This is a genomic window from Methylobacterium sp. NMS14P, from assembly GCF_028583545.1.
Lineage (GTDB): Bacteria > Pseudomonadota > Alphaproteobacteria > Rhizobiales > Beijerinckiaceae > Methylobacterium.
Genome location: NZ_CP087106.1, coordinates 4,959,497 through 4,974,215 on the forward strand (window position 1 = coordinate 4,959,497; position 14,719 = coordinate 4,974,215).

A 14,719-nucleotide genomic window follows, 5' to 3' on the forward strand; every position below is an offset into this window, starting at 1 on the left:
AACATTTCGTTAATCTGCCGGCCGGTTCCGGCCTGGCGAAGGTGTCAGTGGCGCGCCTCGGGGGCGGTGATGTCGCGCAGGCCATCACCCAGGAGATTGATCGCCAGCACGAGGAGGAGGAGCGCCACACCCGGGATGGTGATCACCCAGGGCTGGAAGAACATGTACTGCTTGCCCTCGGCGATCATCAGGCCCCAGGAGGGCAGGGGCGGCTGCACGCCGAGCCCGAGGAACGACAGGGCGGCCTCCAGCAGGATCGCGTGGGCCATCTCCAGGGTCGCCACGACGATCAGCGCGTTCATGATGTTGGGCAGGATCTCCTGGCGGATGATCCGCAGGTCCGTGAGCCCCGCGGCGCGGGCGGCCGAGACGAAATCCTGGTTGCGGATCTGCTGGGTGGCGGCCCGGGTCACCACGGCGAAGCGGTCCCAGAGCAGGAAGCCCAGCACCAGCACCACCACCTTCAGCGAGCCGCCGACGAGGGCCGCCATGGCGAGCGCCACCAGCACCACCGGCATGGCCAGCCGCGTGGTCACGATGTAGCTCACCACCGAGTCGACCCAGCCGCCGAAATAGCCGGCGCACAGCCCGAGCGTCGTGCCGATCAGCCCGGAGATCAGCGCCGCCGAGATCCCGATCAGCAGCGAGATCTGGCCGCCGTAGAGCAGGCGGCTCAGGTAGTCGCGGCCGAGCTTTTCGGTGCCGAGCACGTGCTCCCAGCTGCCCTTGGCCTGCCAGACCGGCGGGATCAGGCGGCGCGACACGTCCTGCGCATAGGGGTCGTGCGGCGCGATGAGCGGGGCGGCGAGCGCTGCCAGCACGATCAGCCCGAGGATCCCGGCCCCGATCAGGAAGCCGGTGTGGCGCAGGCCCCGCCGCAGGATCAGGCGGGTGGGGGAGGGGACCGGCGCCAGCGCGATCGGCGCGTCCGGGGGCAGGGCGGGGGCGGCGAGCGCCGCCGTGTCGGGGGGGAGGCTCATCGGCGGATCCTCACGACTGGCGCAGGCGCGGGTCGAGGAAGGCGTTCAGGAGATCGGCCGCCAGCGTCAGGCCGATGTAGATCATGGCGAGCACCAGCACGATCGCCTGGACGACGGGGAAGTCGTTGCGGGCGATCGATTCCCAGGCGAGCTGCCCGAGGCCCTGGAGCGAGAACACCGCCTCGATCACGATCGAGCCGCCGAGCATGAAGCCGAACTGCACCGCCGACAGGGCGATCACCGGGATCACGGCGTTGCGCAGGGCGTGCCGCACCAGGATTTTTCGGGGCGGCAGCCCCTTGGCGCGGGCGGTGCGGACGTAGTCGGAGGCCAGCACCTCCAGCATGCCGTTGCGGGTGAGCCGCATCACGGCGGGCATCGCGTAGTAGCCGAGCGCGATCGCCGGCAGGACGAAGTTCTTCCACGTGGCGTTGCCCGAGACCGGCAGCCAGCGGAGGTTGACGGAGAAGATCAGGATCAGCGTCAGGCCGAACCAGAAGCTCGGCATCGCCTGGCCGAGCACCGAGACGGCGAGCGCCGTCCGGTCGATCCACGTGTCCCGCTTCACCGCGGCGACGACGCCGAGGGGGATCGCCACGAACAGCGCGACGGCCAGCGCGATGATGCCGAGATAGAGGGTGATCGGCAGGCGGGCGGCCAGCAGGTCGATCACGCTCTCGCGGAAATAGAAGGAGTTGCCGAAGTCGAGGTGCAAAGCCCGCCAGCCCCAGGTGAGGAACTGTGTCAGCAGCGGTTGGTCGAGGCCGTAATCCTGGCGGATCTGCGCGATCTGCGGCCCGGTGGCCTCCGGGCCCGCGATGGCCGTGGCGAGGTCACCCGAGAGGTGGAGGAGCAGGAAGCTCGCCACCGAGACCGTGAGGGCCACCGCCAGGGCGACCAGCACGCGCCGGAACGTGAAGGCCAGCATGGGGTGCCTCCTACTTCCACGACGCCGCGTAGAAGCGCGCCACCTCGTCGGGCTGGGTGGTGAAGTTGAGGTCCGACGTGAAGGCGTAGTTGGTCGAGTAGGAGAACATCGGCAGGGCGTAGGCCTGCGCGGCGATCCGCTGGAGCGCCTTGGCGTAGGCGGCCTTGCGCTTCTCCGGGTCGGTGGAGCCGTCGCCCTCCTGCAGGTCGGCGATCACCTGCGGGTCCTTGGTCAGGTCCTCCTCGCCCCCGCGGAAATACACCCCGTCGAAGGCCGAGACGTCGAGGACCGAGAACGACCCCCAGGTCTGGTAGCCGATCGAGGTCTTGCCGGCCCGCAGCGCGTCGCGGAAGGCCGCGTAGCGCAGGTAGTTGAGCCGCGCCTTGATGCCGACGGCGCCGAGATAGCCGATCACCGCCTCGGCGTAGTCGCGCTCGCGATAGGCGCCGAGGTCGATCTCGAAGCCGTTCGGATACCCGGCTTCCTTGAGCAGCGCCTTGGCCTTGGCCGGGTCGTAAGGGTAGCGCATCACCCCCTGGTCGGTGCAGCCGAACTGGTCGACGAAGCACAGCGCGTTCATCACCCGCGAGGCGCCGCGCACGAGGTTGTCGACCATCGCCTTGCGGTCGATGGCGTAGCTGATCGCCTGCCGGATGCGCACGTCCTTGAGCGGCGAGTTCTCCTTGGCGCGGCCCAGCGTGTCGAACTGCAGGAAGCCGACCCGCATCGTCTCGGAGTTCAGCACCGTGATGTTGGGCGCGGCGCGCAGCTGCTCGGCCTGGTCGCTCGGCACCCGCCAGATCCAGTCGACGCCGCCGGTCATCAGCTCGGCCATGCGGCTCTCGCCGTCCGGGATGACGCGGAACTGCAGCTTGCCGATCTTCGGCTTCCCGAGCGGGCTCTCGGCCCAGTACTTGTCGAACCGCTCCATGCTGACGCCGCGGCCGCTGTCGACCTTGGTGATCCGGTACGGCCCGCTGCCGACGGGCGCCTTGGCGAAGCCGTCGAGGCCGACCTTCTTGAAGTAGGCCGCCGGGAAGATCGGGGTCGGGCCGGCGAGGTACTCCAGCGCCGCCGGGAACGGCGCCTTGAGGTGGATGCGCACGCTGTGCGGGCCGGTGACCTCCACCGACTTCATCCAGTCGACGTTCTGGCGGGTGACCGTGCGCGCCTCTGGCGTCAGCACGTAGTTGAACGTGAAGGCCACGTCCTCGGGACCCAGCGGGTCGCCGTTGTGGAAGACCACGCCCTCGCGGATCGTGAGATCGAGCGTCGTGTCGTCCTTCCAGGTCCAGGCGGTCGCCAGCATCGGCTTGTAGGTACCGTCCTTCGGATCGCGGTACAGCAGCGTGTCCCAGCAGTTCCGGGCGAGGATCACGCCCTCGCGGGCGCTGTTGTGATACGGGCTGACGTTCTCGGGCTCGCTGTCCGACGCGTAGACCAGCGTGTCGTTGGCCTTGCCGGCGAGCGCCGGGTGCGCGGCCAGCAGCGTGGCGAGCGAGGCGGCCAAGGTGGCGGCCCGGGTGAGAGTCCGTAGCGGCATGCAGGCTCCGACGGCGCGGCGGACAGGTCCGGCGGATGGTTCCGCGGCTGCCGCGTTTTTCACCCTGCCATGGTGTTGTGCATCTGGGATCGCAACAAGTAGAATTTAGCGAGTGCTGCGTTGCCGTATCGGCAATGTGCACGGCACCATACAGTGTATCGAGCACGATAATGCAGAGTACGGGCCTGCGCTACTTCCTCGCCGTGGCCCGCACCGGGTCGATCGCGGCGGCCTCGTCCCAGCTCAACGTGGCGGCCTCGGCGATCAGCCGGCAGATCGCCAACCTCGAGGCCGAGCTCGACTGCGTGCTGTTCGAGCGGCGCCCGCGCGGCATGGTGCCGAGCCCGGCGGGCGAGCTCCTGGCGCAGCACGCCCATCAGGTGCTGATCCGCTCCGAGCAGGTGGTCACCGAGATCCGGGAGCTGGAAGGGCTCGCCCGCGGGCTGATCCGGGTCGCCTGCTCCGAGGGCTTCTCCCTCGACATCGTGCCGAACGCGATCGCGGCGTTCCACGCCGACCATCCCGGCATCCGCTTCGAGGTCACGGTCCAGCCCCCGGCCCAGGTCACCCAGACGGTGGCGGCGGGGGATGCCGATCTCGGGATCACCTTCGCGCTGACACCCACCGCGCAGGTCGAGGTGCTCTACGACGGGCAGGTCGACATGCTGGCGCTGGCCGCCCCCGACCATCCCCTCGCGCGGGCGCCGGCCCTGCGCCTCGTTGACCTGCTGGACTATCCCGTCGCCCTGCCGACCCGGGACACGACCCTGCGGCAGGTCTTCGACGCCGCCTGCGCGCACGAGGGCATCACGGTCGAGCCGGTGCTGACCGCCAACAAGCTCTCGGCGCTGCTGCCCTTCGTGCGGCGGTCGCGCGGCCTGGCGCTGATGTCGGCGCTGTCGGTCCGGACGCCGCTGCGCCTCAACGAGCTGGTCAGCCTGCCGATCCAGTCCCGGGCGAGCCTTGCCCGCGGCATCAAGGTCCAGGCCATGCGCGACCGGCGGCTGCCCCGGGCGGTGCGGGCGTTCCTGCGCCAGCTGCTCGACGCGCTGCCGCCGCCGCGATCGCCGTGACCCTCGACGCGCTCGGCCCGCGGCTCTGCATCCTGGGTCCGTCGAACAGCGGCAAGTCCACCCTGACGGTCGCCATCGCGCGGGCGCGCGGACTGCCGCCGGTCCACCTCGACCGGCTGTACCATCGACCGGGCACCGACTGGGAGCCGCGGCCCTTCGCGGAGTTCCAGGCCCTGCACGACGCGGCGATCCGCGAGCCCCGCTGGGTCATGGACGGCACCTACGCCCGATGCCTGCCGCAGCGTCTGGCACGGGCGACGGGCGTGATCCTCCTCGACGTCCCGACCGCCACCGGCCTGATCCGCTACCTGAGCCGGTCGTGGTTCGTGCGCGACCGGCTCGGCGCCCTCGACGGCGGCCGGGACAGCGTGAAATGGGCGATGATCCGCCACATCGCCGTCACCGAGCGCGGGAACCGCGCCCGCGACGCGGCCCTGTTCGACCACGTCGCCCTGCCCAAGATCCGGCTCGCCGCGGGGGCTGCCCTGGCCGGCTTCTACCGCGCGGAGGGGCTGAGCCGGTGACCGCGGCCGCTCAGGCGCCGCCCCGGGCGGCCGCGACGGTGCAGCCATGGTCCATCACGTCCTCGGCGCTGGCGCTCGGCGCCCGGTAGGCCAGGAGGATGTAGCCCGGCTCGGGATCGCCCAAGGGCGTGGCGAGCGCCGCGAAGCTCGTCCGGTGCAGGTCCGGCCGGGCGCCCGGCAGGCTGTGCAGGGCCGCGAACGGGTTGAACTGCGCGGCCTCCGCCTCCGGCACGCGCAGGGCGTAGTACCGGTCGCCGGCCAGCGGCACCGGGAAGCGGCTCCAGGTGTGGCGCACCTGCCGGCCGTGCGCCCGGACGGCCTTGAGCACGCTCGGCTTCAGGCAGTCGACGTGGATATGGAGCTGGTCCTGGCTGCGGCCCCGGGCCGAGTTGACCGCGAGCCCGACCTCCGCGGGGGTGAGCTTCCCCTTCAGCACGTCCGACACGAGCGGCCGCGCCGCCAGGGCCGCCCGCCAGTAGGCGGCCCCGCGCGGCCCGCGCAGGACCGGCGCCTCCAGGCCCGGCACGGTGTCGGTCGGCATGACGACGCTGTGGGTCGGCTCGCCGGGCGCGCGCAGGACCGCCGAGCCCGGACGGTCGCCGTCCCCGAGATCGACCGAGAGGCACGGGAAGGTCCGGTTGGCGAGCCGCTTGGCGAGCACGCAGGTCTTCAGGGCCGCCCACAGCACGTCGCGGCTCGGGTCCGGCGCGGCTTCGGCCGGTGCCGCGGCGGCCGACAGGGCCGCGGCGGCCGACAGGGCCGCGACGAGGAGGGCGGCGGGCGGCGCGCGGCGCATGGGGGCTCCCGGTGAGGCCGGCGCGTCCGGCCCGGCCCTCCGCGATAGCCGATCCGGGGCCGCGCCGGCAAAGGATGGTCCTGACGCCGCACCGGGAAACCCGCTATGCCGGCATTTGCCGAGTCCCCGCCGGAATGCCGCGATGACGCCCGCGCCCACCCCCGCGCCCACCCCCGCTTCCACGCTCACCCCCGACATCGCCGCGCGCTTCGCCGCCGTCGCCCTCGGCCATGTCGGCCGCGAGTATCCGAACAAGCCGGGTCACGTCCTGGCCGGGCCGGAGGATGCCCGCACCCCCGCGGCCCTGCACCCGGCCTTCCACGGCAGCTACGACTGGCATTCCTGCGTCCACGGCACGTGGCTGCTGGCGCGCGTGCTGCGGCTGTTCCCGGACGGCCCGCGGGCCGCGGCGATCCGCGCCCGGTTCGACGCGCAGCTGACCCCCGGGACGGTGGCGGGGGAATGCGCCTACTTCGCCGCCCCGGCCGCCCGGGGCTTCGAGCGGCCCTACGGCTGGGGCTGGCTCCTGAAGCTCGCCGACGAACTCGCCGCGCTCCCCGAGCGCCGCTGGTCCGAGGCCCTGGCGCCGCTGGCCGGGCTGATCGTCCGGCGCTTCGCGGAGTTCCTGCCGGTGGCGGCCTATCCGGTGCGGGTCGGGACCCACTTCAACACCGCCTTCGCGCTGCGTCTGGCGGCCGATTACGCGGAGGGCGCGGGGGATACGGGGCTGACCGCCCTGCTGCGCGACACCGCCGTCCGCTGGTACGGGGACGACGCGGATTGCCCGGCCTGGGGCGAGCCCGGCGGCGACGACTTCCTCTCCTCGGCGCTGATCGAGGCGGAGTGCATGCGCCGGCTGCTGCCGCTCGCGCGCTTCGCGCCCTGGTTCGACCGGTTCCTGCCCGGTCTCGCGGCGGCCCAGCCCGGGACCCTGTTCCGCCCGGCCAGCGTGACCGACCGCTCGGACGGGAAGATCGCCCATCTCGACGGGCTGAACCTCAGCCGCGCGTGGTGCTTCCGCGCCCTCGCCGCGTCCCTCGGTCCAGACGATCCCCGCCGGCCGCCGCTCCGCGCGGCCGCGGAGGCGCACCTCGCGGCGGGGCTCCCGCACGTCACCGGCGACTACATGGGCGAGCACTGGCTCGCGACCTTCGCGCTGCTGGCCCTCGAGGCGGGTGACGGGTCGGGTGACGGGGCCGGTGCCACGGGCGACGCCCGAGGCGGCGGGAAGAGTTTGTGAGAGGTTTTTGAGAACTGTCCGTCGCGAGCCCTGTCGAGGGCTGGCGAACGACAGCAAAAAAAGGACCGCCCCCAAGGAGAACGGTCCGGAAGTCTAGGGAGGAAACGCCCACGAGGGGCTGCAAGACAGCGACGCCGTCGCTGTGCTGCCTCCGGTCAACCCGACAGGGGCGGCCTTGTTCCTGGCTCCGATCCGCCGCGCGGCAGGGCCAGCCCGCCCGGGACCGCCGTGAGGCCGGCGGGGCGGCGCGGCTCCCCGGGGCCGAACTCGGCGCGGTAGGTCCGCTCCAGCGTCATGAGCCCCCGCAGCGGCCCCTCCGCGAGGTCGAGGAGCCGCGCGTCGCGCCAGCGCAGGCTGCGGCCGAGGCGGCGCCGGAACCAGCGCCCGCGCTCCTCCTCGACGAGCAGGATCAGCTTGCCGGTCCAGGTCCGGCGGAACCAGAAACGTCCGGTCAGCGGCATGGCGGTCGAGGCCCCGTTGGTAGATGGGGATAGACTACATCCGGATCCGATCTGCGGGAACATTGCCGTCCAGTCCGCGGATGAATTCTGACGAAGACTGTTAATCGGAGCCGACGTCGGGTCGAGCCCGGGAGGCCGGCTGCCCGCCCCGCTGCGCCGTCTCGTAGAGGACCTGGGCGAGCTGCTCGGCCGAGTAGGGCTTGCGCACGAGGGCGAAGCCGTGGGCGTCGTCCTTGGCGAGGACGTGGCTGTAGCCCGAGGTCAGCACCACCGGCAGGTCGGGGCGGTGGGTCCGGAGCTGCCGGGCGAGGGCGAAGCCGCCCATCCCCGGCATGACCACGTCGGAGAAGACCACGTCGAACCGGTCCGGCGCCCGGTCGAGCTCGGCCAGCGCCTCCTCGGCGGATTTCGCCCAGACCGGCGCGTGGCCCAGATCCTCCAGGATCTGGGTGCAGAAGCGCCCGACCCCGAGATTGTCCTCCACGACGAGGATGCACAGGCCCCGCCGCGGCTCCGCCACCCGGCCGGACGCGCGGTCGGCCTCGGACGCCGCGGCGGGCGCCTCGACCTGCGGCAGGTAGAGCGAGAAGGTCGTGCCGCGGCCGAGCGCGCTCGCCACGTCGATGTCGCCGCCCGATTGCTTGGCGAAGCCGATGACCTGGCTGAGGCCGAGGCCGGTGCCCTTGCCGATCTCCTTGGTGGTGAAGAACGGCTCGAAGATCCGCCCCAGATCCGCGTCCGGGATGCCGGCGCCGGTGTCGGAGACCCGCACGGCCACGAACGGCCCGCTCGCGCCGGCATGCCCGCGGATCGGCGGCATCGGGCTGTCGCCCTCCAGCCGCAGGGTCAGGCAGCCTTCCCCGTCCATGGCGTCGCGGGCGTTGACCGCCATGTTGATCAGCGCGGTCTCGAACTGGCTCTCGTCGGCGCGCACGTAGCGGGGCGTCTCCGGCAGGTCGATGGTGACGCGGATGCGCGCGCCCGTGACCGAGTCGAGCATGTCGGCGATGCTGCGCAGGCGCGCGCCGATGTCGAACACCTGGGGCTTCAGCGCCTGGCGCCGGGCGAAGGCGAGGAGCTGGCCGGTGAGCTTGGCCGCCCGGTCGACGGTGTCGGAGACGGCGTCGAGGTAGCGGCGCCGGCGCTCCTCCGCCAGATCCGGCCGGCGCAGGAACTCCACGGAAGACCGGATGATGGTCAGGAGATTGTTGAAGTCGTGCGCCACCCCGCCGGTGAGCTGGCCGATGGCCTCGAGCTTCTGCGACTGGCGCAACGCCTCCTCGGCCTGGCGCTGCTCGGTGATGTCGCGCCCGAAGCCGTAGAACAGCCCGTCCTCCGGCACGACGGTCCAGAGCACCCGCCGCCGGTCGCCGGCGCGGGTCAGGCAGGACAGTTCGACATCCTCGACCCGGCTGTCCGCGCAGAGCGGGCGCAGCGCCGCCTGCGCCCCGTCGCGCTCGGTGGAGGCGAGGAAGTCCAGGGCCGCCCGCCCGATCGTCTCGGCCTCCGACCAGCCGAGCGCCCGGCTCCACGAGGGGTTCACCGACTGGACCCGCCCGGTCCGGTCCGAGACGAGCTTCAGCACCGGCGACAGCGTCCAGACCCGGTCGCGGTCGCGGGTCTGGGCGGCGACCTGCGCCTCCAGGTGCTCCGCCCGGGACTGGAGCAGGACCTCGTTCCGCTTCCGCTCGGAGACATCGTGGGCGAAGACGTAGAACCCGTCGACGCTTCCGTCCGGGCCGCGGCGCGGGAGGTAGCGGGTGTCGGCGATCCGGGCCTGCCCGTTCGGGAAGGTCCAGGCCCATTCCTCGCGGACCTCCTGACCGGCGAGCGCCCGCTCGATGCCGGCGCGCCGGGCCTCGAACGCGCCGGGGCCGAGGAGGTCGCCGACGGTCCGCCCGACGACGGCGTCGGGCGCCTGGCCGGTCCAGGTCTCGTAGGCGGCGTTCGCGAACCGGTAGGTCAGGTCGCGGTCGATGAAGGCGATCAGGACCGGCATCGCGTCGGCGACCAGCCGGAGCTCCGCCTCGCGGGCCCGCAGCGCGTTCTCGCTCCGGCGGCGCTCGGTGATGTCGTTGAACAGGATCGCGACGCGGTTCCGCGCCGGCCCGTCGACCCGGTAGGCGTGCACGTCGTACCAGCGGCCCAGCGCCGCGGCGGCCTGCTCGAACCGGACCGGCTCGCCGGTCAGGGCGACCCGGCCGTAGAGGTCGAACCAGTGCTGCTCGTGGTCGGGAGCGAGGTCCCGCATCCGGCGGCCCACCGCGTCCCGCAGGCCGGTCTGCCGCTCGAAGGCGGGGTTGACCTCCAGGAAACGGTAGTCGACGGGCCGGTCGCCGTCGGCGAACTCCACCTCGATGAGGCAGAAGCCGGCATCGATGAAGGTGAACAGCGAGCGGTAGCGCTCCTCGTTCCGGCGCAGGGCCGCCTCGGCGTTCCGGGATTCCAGCTGCGTCATCACCGTCCGGGCGAGCGCCGTCAGGATGAAGCGCTGCTGGTCGGTGAGCGTGCGCGGGACGCGGTCGAGGACGCAGAGCGTCCCGATCGCCCAGCCGTCCGGCGTCACCAGGGGCACGCCGGCGTAGAAGCGCAGGTGCGGTTCGCCGGTCACGAGGGGGTTGGCGGCACTCTCCGGCTCCGCGGCCAGATCGGGCAGCACGAGGACGCCGTCCGCGCGCATGGCCTCGGTGCAGAAGCCGAGATCGAGCGGCATCGTCCGCGCGGCGTGGCCGAACGCGGCCTTGATCCACTGCCGGTCGGCGTCGACGAAGTTGATGTGGGCCATCGGCGTGCCGCAGGCCCGGGCGGCCATCTCGGCGATCTCGTCGAACGCGCGCTCCGGCGGCGTGTCGAGGATCGCGCAGGCGCGCAGGGCGGCGAGCCGCTGGGGATGCTGGGGCTCGAAACCCGACGGGCGGGCTATTGTCTCGTTCGGCGACACGGGGTCGTCATAGCGTACGCTCCCGCTTCTCCCTAGTGAAACTCTGCATCGCGCGTCCGGCGGCGGGACCAGCGCAAGCATTCCGCGTTCGTCCAATACTCGACATTCATATCGGATTATCGGTAGCGGCACGGTTTCACGGCCACCGTCCAAGTCTTGCTGGTGTGGCCGATCGGGCTTCGGGCGCCCGCCGGGATCTGTTCCTGCGGCGCCCGTAGGGGCCGCGCGAAGCGATCCGGCCGGCGGCCGGGGTCCGTGCCGGGCGGCCCTTGTGGATCGGATCGCCGCGGTCGGGAGCCCGCGGGCGGGTGCGGCGTTGCCGGCTCACACGGGATGGGTTCGGATCAGGCATGGCCAAGCGCAGGACGAAGGCGGGCGCCCAGCAGGGGCTGGAGGACGCGCCGCTGATGCCCACCGGCGCCCTGGCGGTGGCGCTCCTGGCCTTCGCCGAGGGCCCCGGGCCGGTGGTGCACGTCGCCCGGGACGCCCGCCGTCTCGAGGACCTCGCCGCGACCCTGCGGGCGCTCGATCCCGACGCGCGGGTCGCGGTCTATTCCGAGTGGGACTGCCTGCCCTTCGACCACGCCTCGCCCTCGCGGGCGACGATGGGCGCCCGGGCCGCCGTGATGCGCTGGCTGACCGACCGCGACGCGCTGCCGGACTTCGTTCTGACGACCGCCCCCGCCCTGGTGCAGCGGGTGCCGCCGCCGGAGACCTGGGCCTCGGCCCGCGTGACCCTCCGGGTCGGCGACCCCCTCGACGTCGCGGCCGCCACCGCCGACCTCAAGCGCCTCGGCTACATCCTCGACGAGCGGGTCGACGAGCCCGGCGAGATCGCCGTCCGCGGGCGCACCGTGGAGGTGTTCCCCGCCGCCGCGCCGCGGCCCTGCCGGATCGAGCACGCGGCGGGCCGCGTCACCGCGATCCGCTCCTACGACCCGATCTCGCAGCGCTCGGTGGCGGAGGTCGACGAACTCGTCATCGACCCGGCCACCGAGATCGTCCTGGAGCCCGGTTCCGGCCAGAGCTTCGAGCCGTTCACCGGGCAGGAACACCGCCTGGACCGCTACTACCCGCGCCTCGTGACGCTCCTCGACTACGTGCCCGAGGCGCGCCTCGCGGTCGAGGACGGCACGCAGGCCCGGATCGACGCCTTCTTCGAGCAGATGGACGAGGCGCGGGGCCGGATGAAGGGCCGCGACGCGCCGGCCGGGCCCGGGGCCGGCCTCTACCTGGCGCCGGAGGCGTGGCGCGCCATCGTGGCGGCCCACGGCCGGCTCACCGCCACCGAGGCGGCCGGGGAACCGCGCGCGATGCCGCGCTTCGCCGGGGAGCGCCGGCCCGGCACGGCCTTCGCCAAGGTCCTGCGCGCGCGGCTGAAGGCCGGCGACGTCGTCGTGCTCGCCGGCACGGTCCGGCCGCTCCGGCGCCTCGTGCGCCAGGCGGGCAAGATCGCCGAGCGCCCGATCCGGCTGATCGACGCCTGGGCCGACGTCGCCGAGGCGGCGCCCGGCGACGTCCTCGCCCTGGAGGCCCCGCTGGCGGCCGGCTTCCGGGTGCCCGAGCAGGGGGCCACGGTGATCGCTGCCGCCGACCTGTTCGGTCCGGAGGCCGCCGTCGCGGGCGGCGCCCGGGCGATCCTGCCGATGGGCGAGGTCGACCTGCGCCCCGGCGACGTGGCGGTCGACCGGGACCACGGCCTGTGCGTGTTCGAGGGGCTGGAGCCCGTCTCCGCGCCGGGTGCCGCGCAGATGAGTGCGCAGGGCGCCGCGCAGGGCGGGGAGCCCTCCGAGGCGCTGCGCCTGCGCTTCGCCGGCGACGCGATCCTGATGGTGCCGGTCACGCAGGCCGACCGGATCTGGCGCTACGGGTCGGAGCCCGACGCCGTCACCCTCGACAAGCTCGACGGCGGCACGTGGCCCCGGCGCCGCCTGGAGGCCGAGGCCACCATGGCGCGGACCGCCCGCCTGATGCTGGAGGCCGCCCGGGCCCGCCGGGAGACCGAGGCGCCGGTCCTGGCGCCGCCGGCCAGCGAGATGGAGCGGTTCGCCGCCGGCTTCGGCTTCGCCCCGACCCCCGACCAGGCGGCGGCGGTCGACGCCCTGATGGCCGACCTCGCCTCCGGCCGGCCGATGGACCGGCTGGTCTGCGGCGACGTCGGCTTCGGCAAGACCGAGGTGGCGCTCCGGGCGCTCGCGGCCGCGATCTTCTCCGGCCGGCAGGCGGCGCTGATCGCCCCGACCACCGTGCTGGCGCGCCAGCACGCCGAGACCCTGCGCCGCCGCTTCGGCCGGTTCGGCGTGGAGGTGGCGCAGCTCTCGCGCCTCGTGGCCCCGGCCGAGGCCAAGCGCGTCAAGGCGGGGCTCGCCGACGGCACGATCCGGCTGGTGGTCGGCACCCACGCGCTCGCCGGCAGCGGGGTGGCGTTCGCCGATCTCGGCCTGACCGTGATCGACGAGGAGCAGCGCTTCGGCGCGAAGATGAAGGCCGACCTGCGCCGCCTCGCCGAGACGGGGCCCGGCGGCGGTCACGTGCTGACGCTCACCGCGACGCCGATCCCCCGCACCCTCCAGGCGGCGCTCGTCGGCCTCCAGAGCCTCAGCGTGCTCGCCACGCCGCCGGCGCTGCGCCAGCCGGTCCGGACCGTGGTGGCGCCCTTCGACGCCGAGGCGGTCCGCGAGGCGCTCATCCGCGAGCACCGCCGGGGCGGACAGAGCTTCGTGGTCTGCCCGCGGATCGAGGACATCGCCCCCATGGCCGAGCGCCTGCGGGCCCTCGTGCCGGGCCTGGACATCCTGGTGGCGCACGGGGACCTCAAGCCCTCCGCCATGGACGAGGTCATGGTCCGGTTCGCGGAAGGCGACGGCGACGTCCTGCTCGCGACCGCCATCGTGGAGAGCGGCCTCGACGTGCCGCGGGCCAACACCATGCTGGTGTGGGAGGCCGCCCGGTTCGGGCTGGCGCAACTCCACCAGCTCCGGGGCCGCGTCGGCCGCGGCCAGCGGCGCGGCACCGTCCACCTGCTCAGCGACCCGGCCGCGCCACCGCCGGCGGCGGCGCTCCAGCGCCTGCGCGCCCTGGAGGCCCTCGACCGCCTCGGGGCCGGCTTCGCGGTCAGCGCCCGGGACCTCGACCTGCGCGGCGCCGGCGACCTCGTCGGCGAGGATCAGGCGGGGCACGCCAAGCTCGTGGGGCTCGGCCTCTACCAGCACCTCCTGCAGCTGGCGCTCACCGCCGCCAAGGGCGAGCGCGCCGAGGACTGGAGCCCCGAGATCGAACTCGGCCTGCCGAGCCGGATCCCCGAGGACTACGTCCCCGAGCCCGAGATCCGCCTCAGCCTCTACACGCGCCTGCTGCGCCTGCAGGAGGCCGAGGCGATCGAGGCGCTCGCCGGCGAGGTCGAGGACCGGTTCGGCGCGGCCCCCGCGCCGGTGCTCGCCCTGTTCGACCTCGCGCGGCTGCGCGCCTCCTGCTGCGCGCTGGGCGTCGCCCGGCTCCGGGGCGGGCCGCAGGGCGTCGCGGCCGACCTGCGGCCCGACCGGCCGCTGACCGCGATGGCCGCCGAGGGCGGGATCGTCCTGCGCGACGGGCGAGTGGTGTGGAAGCGGCCCTGCCCGGATTCCGCCGCCTGCACGGCGCTCGCGACCGACCTCCTGGAGCGCATCCGCGCCGTCCGGGACAGCGCGGCCTGACGGCGCGGGCCGAGGGCAATGCCGATCTGCGGTTGATCTTGCATCGGCCGCTTCAAACCGTCACAGGCTGTCGCGCCAACAACGCGAACGGGAGTGTCCCATGCACGTGACGATCGAGCAGGCCGAGAAGGCGATCGCGGCCGCCCGGGCGAAGGCCGTGGAGCTCGGCACCCAGATGTGCATCGCGGTGGTCGATTCCGGCGGGAACCTCAAGGCGTTCCACCGCATGGACGATGCCTGGGTCGGGTCGATCGACATCGCCCACAAGAAGGCCAAGACCTCGGTGTTCTTCGGCATGATGACCGGCCAGATCGGCCAGCTGTCGCAGCCGGGCGGCCCGCTCTACGGGATCGAGCACTCCAACGACGGGCTCATCACCTTCCCGGGCGGGATCCCGATCGTCGACGCCGACGGCGTCATGTCGGGCGCCATCGGGGTCAGCGGCTCGACGGTGGAGAACGACCACACCGTCGCGGAGGCCGGCGCCAAGGCCATCGGCCGGACCGAGCTGCCGGCCCATCCCTGGCGGACCTGAGCCGCC

The 14,719-nt window shown here is 73.3% G+C and carries 11 protein-coding genes; 5 read left to right on the forward strand and 6 right to left on the reverse strand.

Features of this window, described 5'->3' with window-relative positions; all coding sequences use genetic code 11:
- Positions 1–44 precede the first annotated feature (44 nt).
- Genes LOK46_RS23540 through LOK46_RS23550 form a run of 3 tightly spaced genes read right to left on the reverse strand, consistent with a single transcriptional unit; the run spans position 45 to position 3,451 of the window.
- Complete coding sequence (locus LOK46_RS23540) at positions 45–980, reverse strand: ABC transporter permease (protein WP_273560798.1); 936 nt, start codon at positions 978–980, stop codon at positions 45–47.
- 10 nt (positions 981–990) lie between these two features.
- Positions 991–1,908, reverse strand: coding sequence for an ABC transporter permease (locus LOK46_RS23545; protein ID WP_273560799.1), 918 nt, complete (start codon positions 1,906–1,908; stop codon positions 991–993).
- Positions 1,909–1,918: 10 nt separating this feature from the next.
- Positions 1,919–3,451 carry an ABC transporter substrate-binding protein gene (locus tag LOK46_RS23550; protein WP_273560800.1) on the reverse strand — a complete coding sequence of 511 codons (1,533 nt, stop codon included), beginning with the start codon at positions 3,449–3,451 and terminating at the stop codon, positions 1,919–1,921.
- 170 nt (positions 3,452–3,621) lie between these two features.
- On the opposite strand from LOK46_RS23550, the gene LOK46_RS23555 reads away from it, so the two are divergent.
- On the forward strand, positions 3,622–4,524 hold the full coding sequence (locus LOK46_RS23555) for a LysR family transcriptional regulator (RefSeq protein ID WP_273560801.1): 903 nt from the start codon (positions 3,622–3,624) through the stop codon (positions 4,522–4,524).
- Positions 4,521–5,048 (forward strand): AAA family ATPase, encoded by a 528-nt coding sequence (locus LOK46_RS23560; protein WP_273560802.1) that lies wholly within the window; start codon positions 4,521–4,523, stop codon positions 5,046–5,048. Before LOK46_RS23555 ends, LOK46_RS23560 begins: the two co-directional genes overlap by 4 nt.
- Positions 5,049–5,058: 10 nt before the next feature.
- Here LOK46_RS23560 and LOK46_RS23565 read toward each other — a convergent pair whose 3' ends face one another.
- Positions 5,059–5,844 carry a CDP-diacylglycerol diphosphatase gene (locus LOK46_RS23565; protein ID WP_273560803.1) on the reverse strand — a complete coding sequence of 262 codons (786 nt, stop codon included), beginning with the start codon at positions 5,842–5,844 and terminating at the stop codon, positions 5,059–5,061.
- A gap of 142 nt (positions 5,845–5,986) precedes the next feature.
- Between LOK46_RS23565 and LOK46_RS23570 the strand changes: the two genes are divergently transcribed.
- Positions 5,987–7,084 carry a DUF2891 domain-containing protein gene (locus LOK46_RS23570; RefSeq protein WP_273560804.1) on the forward strand — a complete coding sequence of 366 codons (1,098 nt, stop codon included), beginning with the start codon at positions 5,987–5,989 and terminating at the stop codon, positions 7,082–7,084.
- Positions 7,085–7,239: 155 nt separating this feature from the next.
- On the opposite strand, the gene LOK46_RS23575 is transcribed toward LOK46_RS23570, so the two are convergent.
- A complete protein-coding gene (locus LOK46_RS23575) occupies positions 7,240–7,545 on the reverse strand; it encodes a hypothetical protein (protein ID WP_273560805.1) in 306 nt (101 codons plus the stop codon).
- Positions 7,546–7,645: 100 nt separating this feature from the next.
- Positions 7,646–10,486, reverse strand: coding sequence for a PAS domain-containing protein (locus LOK46_RS23580; RefSeq protein WP_273560806.1), 2,841 nt, complete (start codon positions 10,484–10,486; stop codon positions 7,646–7,648).
- Positions 10,487–10,836: 350 nt separating this feature from the next.
- On the opposite strand from LOK46_RS23580, the gene LOK46_RS23585 reads away from it, so the two are divergent.
- Both LOK46_RS23585 and LOK46_RS23590 read left to right on the forward strand, forming a co-directional pair.
- The gene (locus tag LOK46_RS23585; protein WP_273560807.1) at positions 10,837–14,178 is read left to right on the forward strand and encodes a DEAD/DEAH box helicase; all 3,342 of its coding nucleotides are present in this window, start codon (positions 10,837–10,839) and stop codon (positions 14,176–14,178) included.
- Positions 14,179–14,278: 100 nt separating this feature from the next.
- Complete coding sequence (locus LOK46_RS23590) at positions 14,279–14,713, forward strand: GlcG/HbpS family heme-binding protein (protein WP_012321309.1); 435 nt, start codon at positions 14,279–14,281, stop codon at positions 14,711–14,713.
- The last annotated feature ends 6 nt before the right edge of the window (positions 14,714–14,719 follow it).

Excerpts from the sequence above, each read along its gene's own strand:
- LOK46_RS23540 (WP_273560798.1), bottom strand. The coding sequence starts at position 980 with ATGAGCCTCCCCCCCGACACGGCGGCGCTCGCCGCCCCCGCCCTGCCC.
- LOK46_RS23545 (WP_273560799.1), bottom strand. The coding sequence starts at position 1,908 with ATGCTGGCCTTCACGTTCCGGCGCGTGCTGGTCGCCCTGGCGGTGGCC.
- LOK46_RS23550 (WP_273560800.1), bottom strand. The coding sequence starts at position 3,451 with ATGCCGCTACGGACTCTCACCCGGGCCGCCACCTTGGCCGCCTCGCTC.
- LOK46_RS23555 (WP_273560801.1), top strand. The coding sequence starts at position 3,622 with ATGCAGAGTACGGGCCTGCGCTACTTCCTCGCCGTGGCCCGCACCGGG.
- LOK46_RS23565 (WP_273560803.1), bottom strand. The coding sequence starts at position 5,844 with ATGCGCCGCGCGCCGCCCGCCGCCCTCCTCGTCGCGGCCCTGTCGGCC.
- LOK46_RS23570 (WP_273560804.1), top strand. The coding sequence starts at position 5,987 with ATGACGCCCGCGCCCACCCCCGCGCCCACCCCCGCTTCCACGCTCACC.
- LOK46_RS23575 (WP_273560805.1), bottom strand. The coding sequence starts at position 7,545 with ATGCCGCTGACCGGACGTTTCTGGTTCCGCCGGACCTGGACCGGCAAG.
- LOK46_RS23585 (WP_273560807.1), top strand. The coding sequence starts at position 10,837 with ATGGCCAAGCGCAGGACGAAGGCGGGCGCCCAGCAGGGGCTGGAGGAC.
- LOK46_RS23590 (WP_012321309.1), top strand. The coding sequence starts at position 14,279 with ATGCACGTGACGATCGAGCAGGCCGAGAAGGCGATCGCGGCCGCCCGG.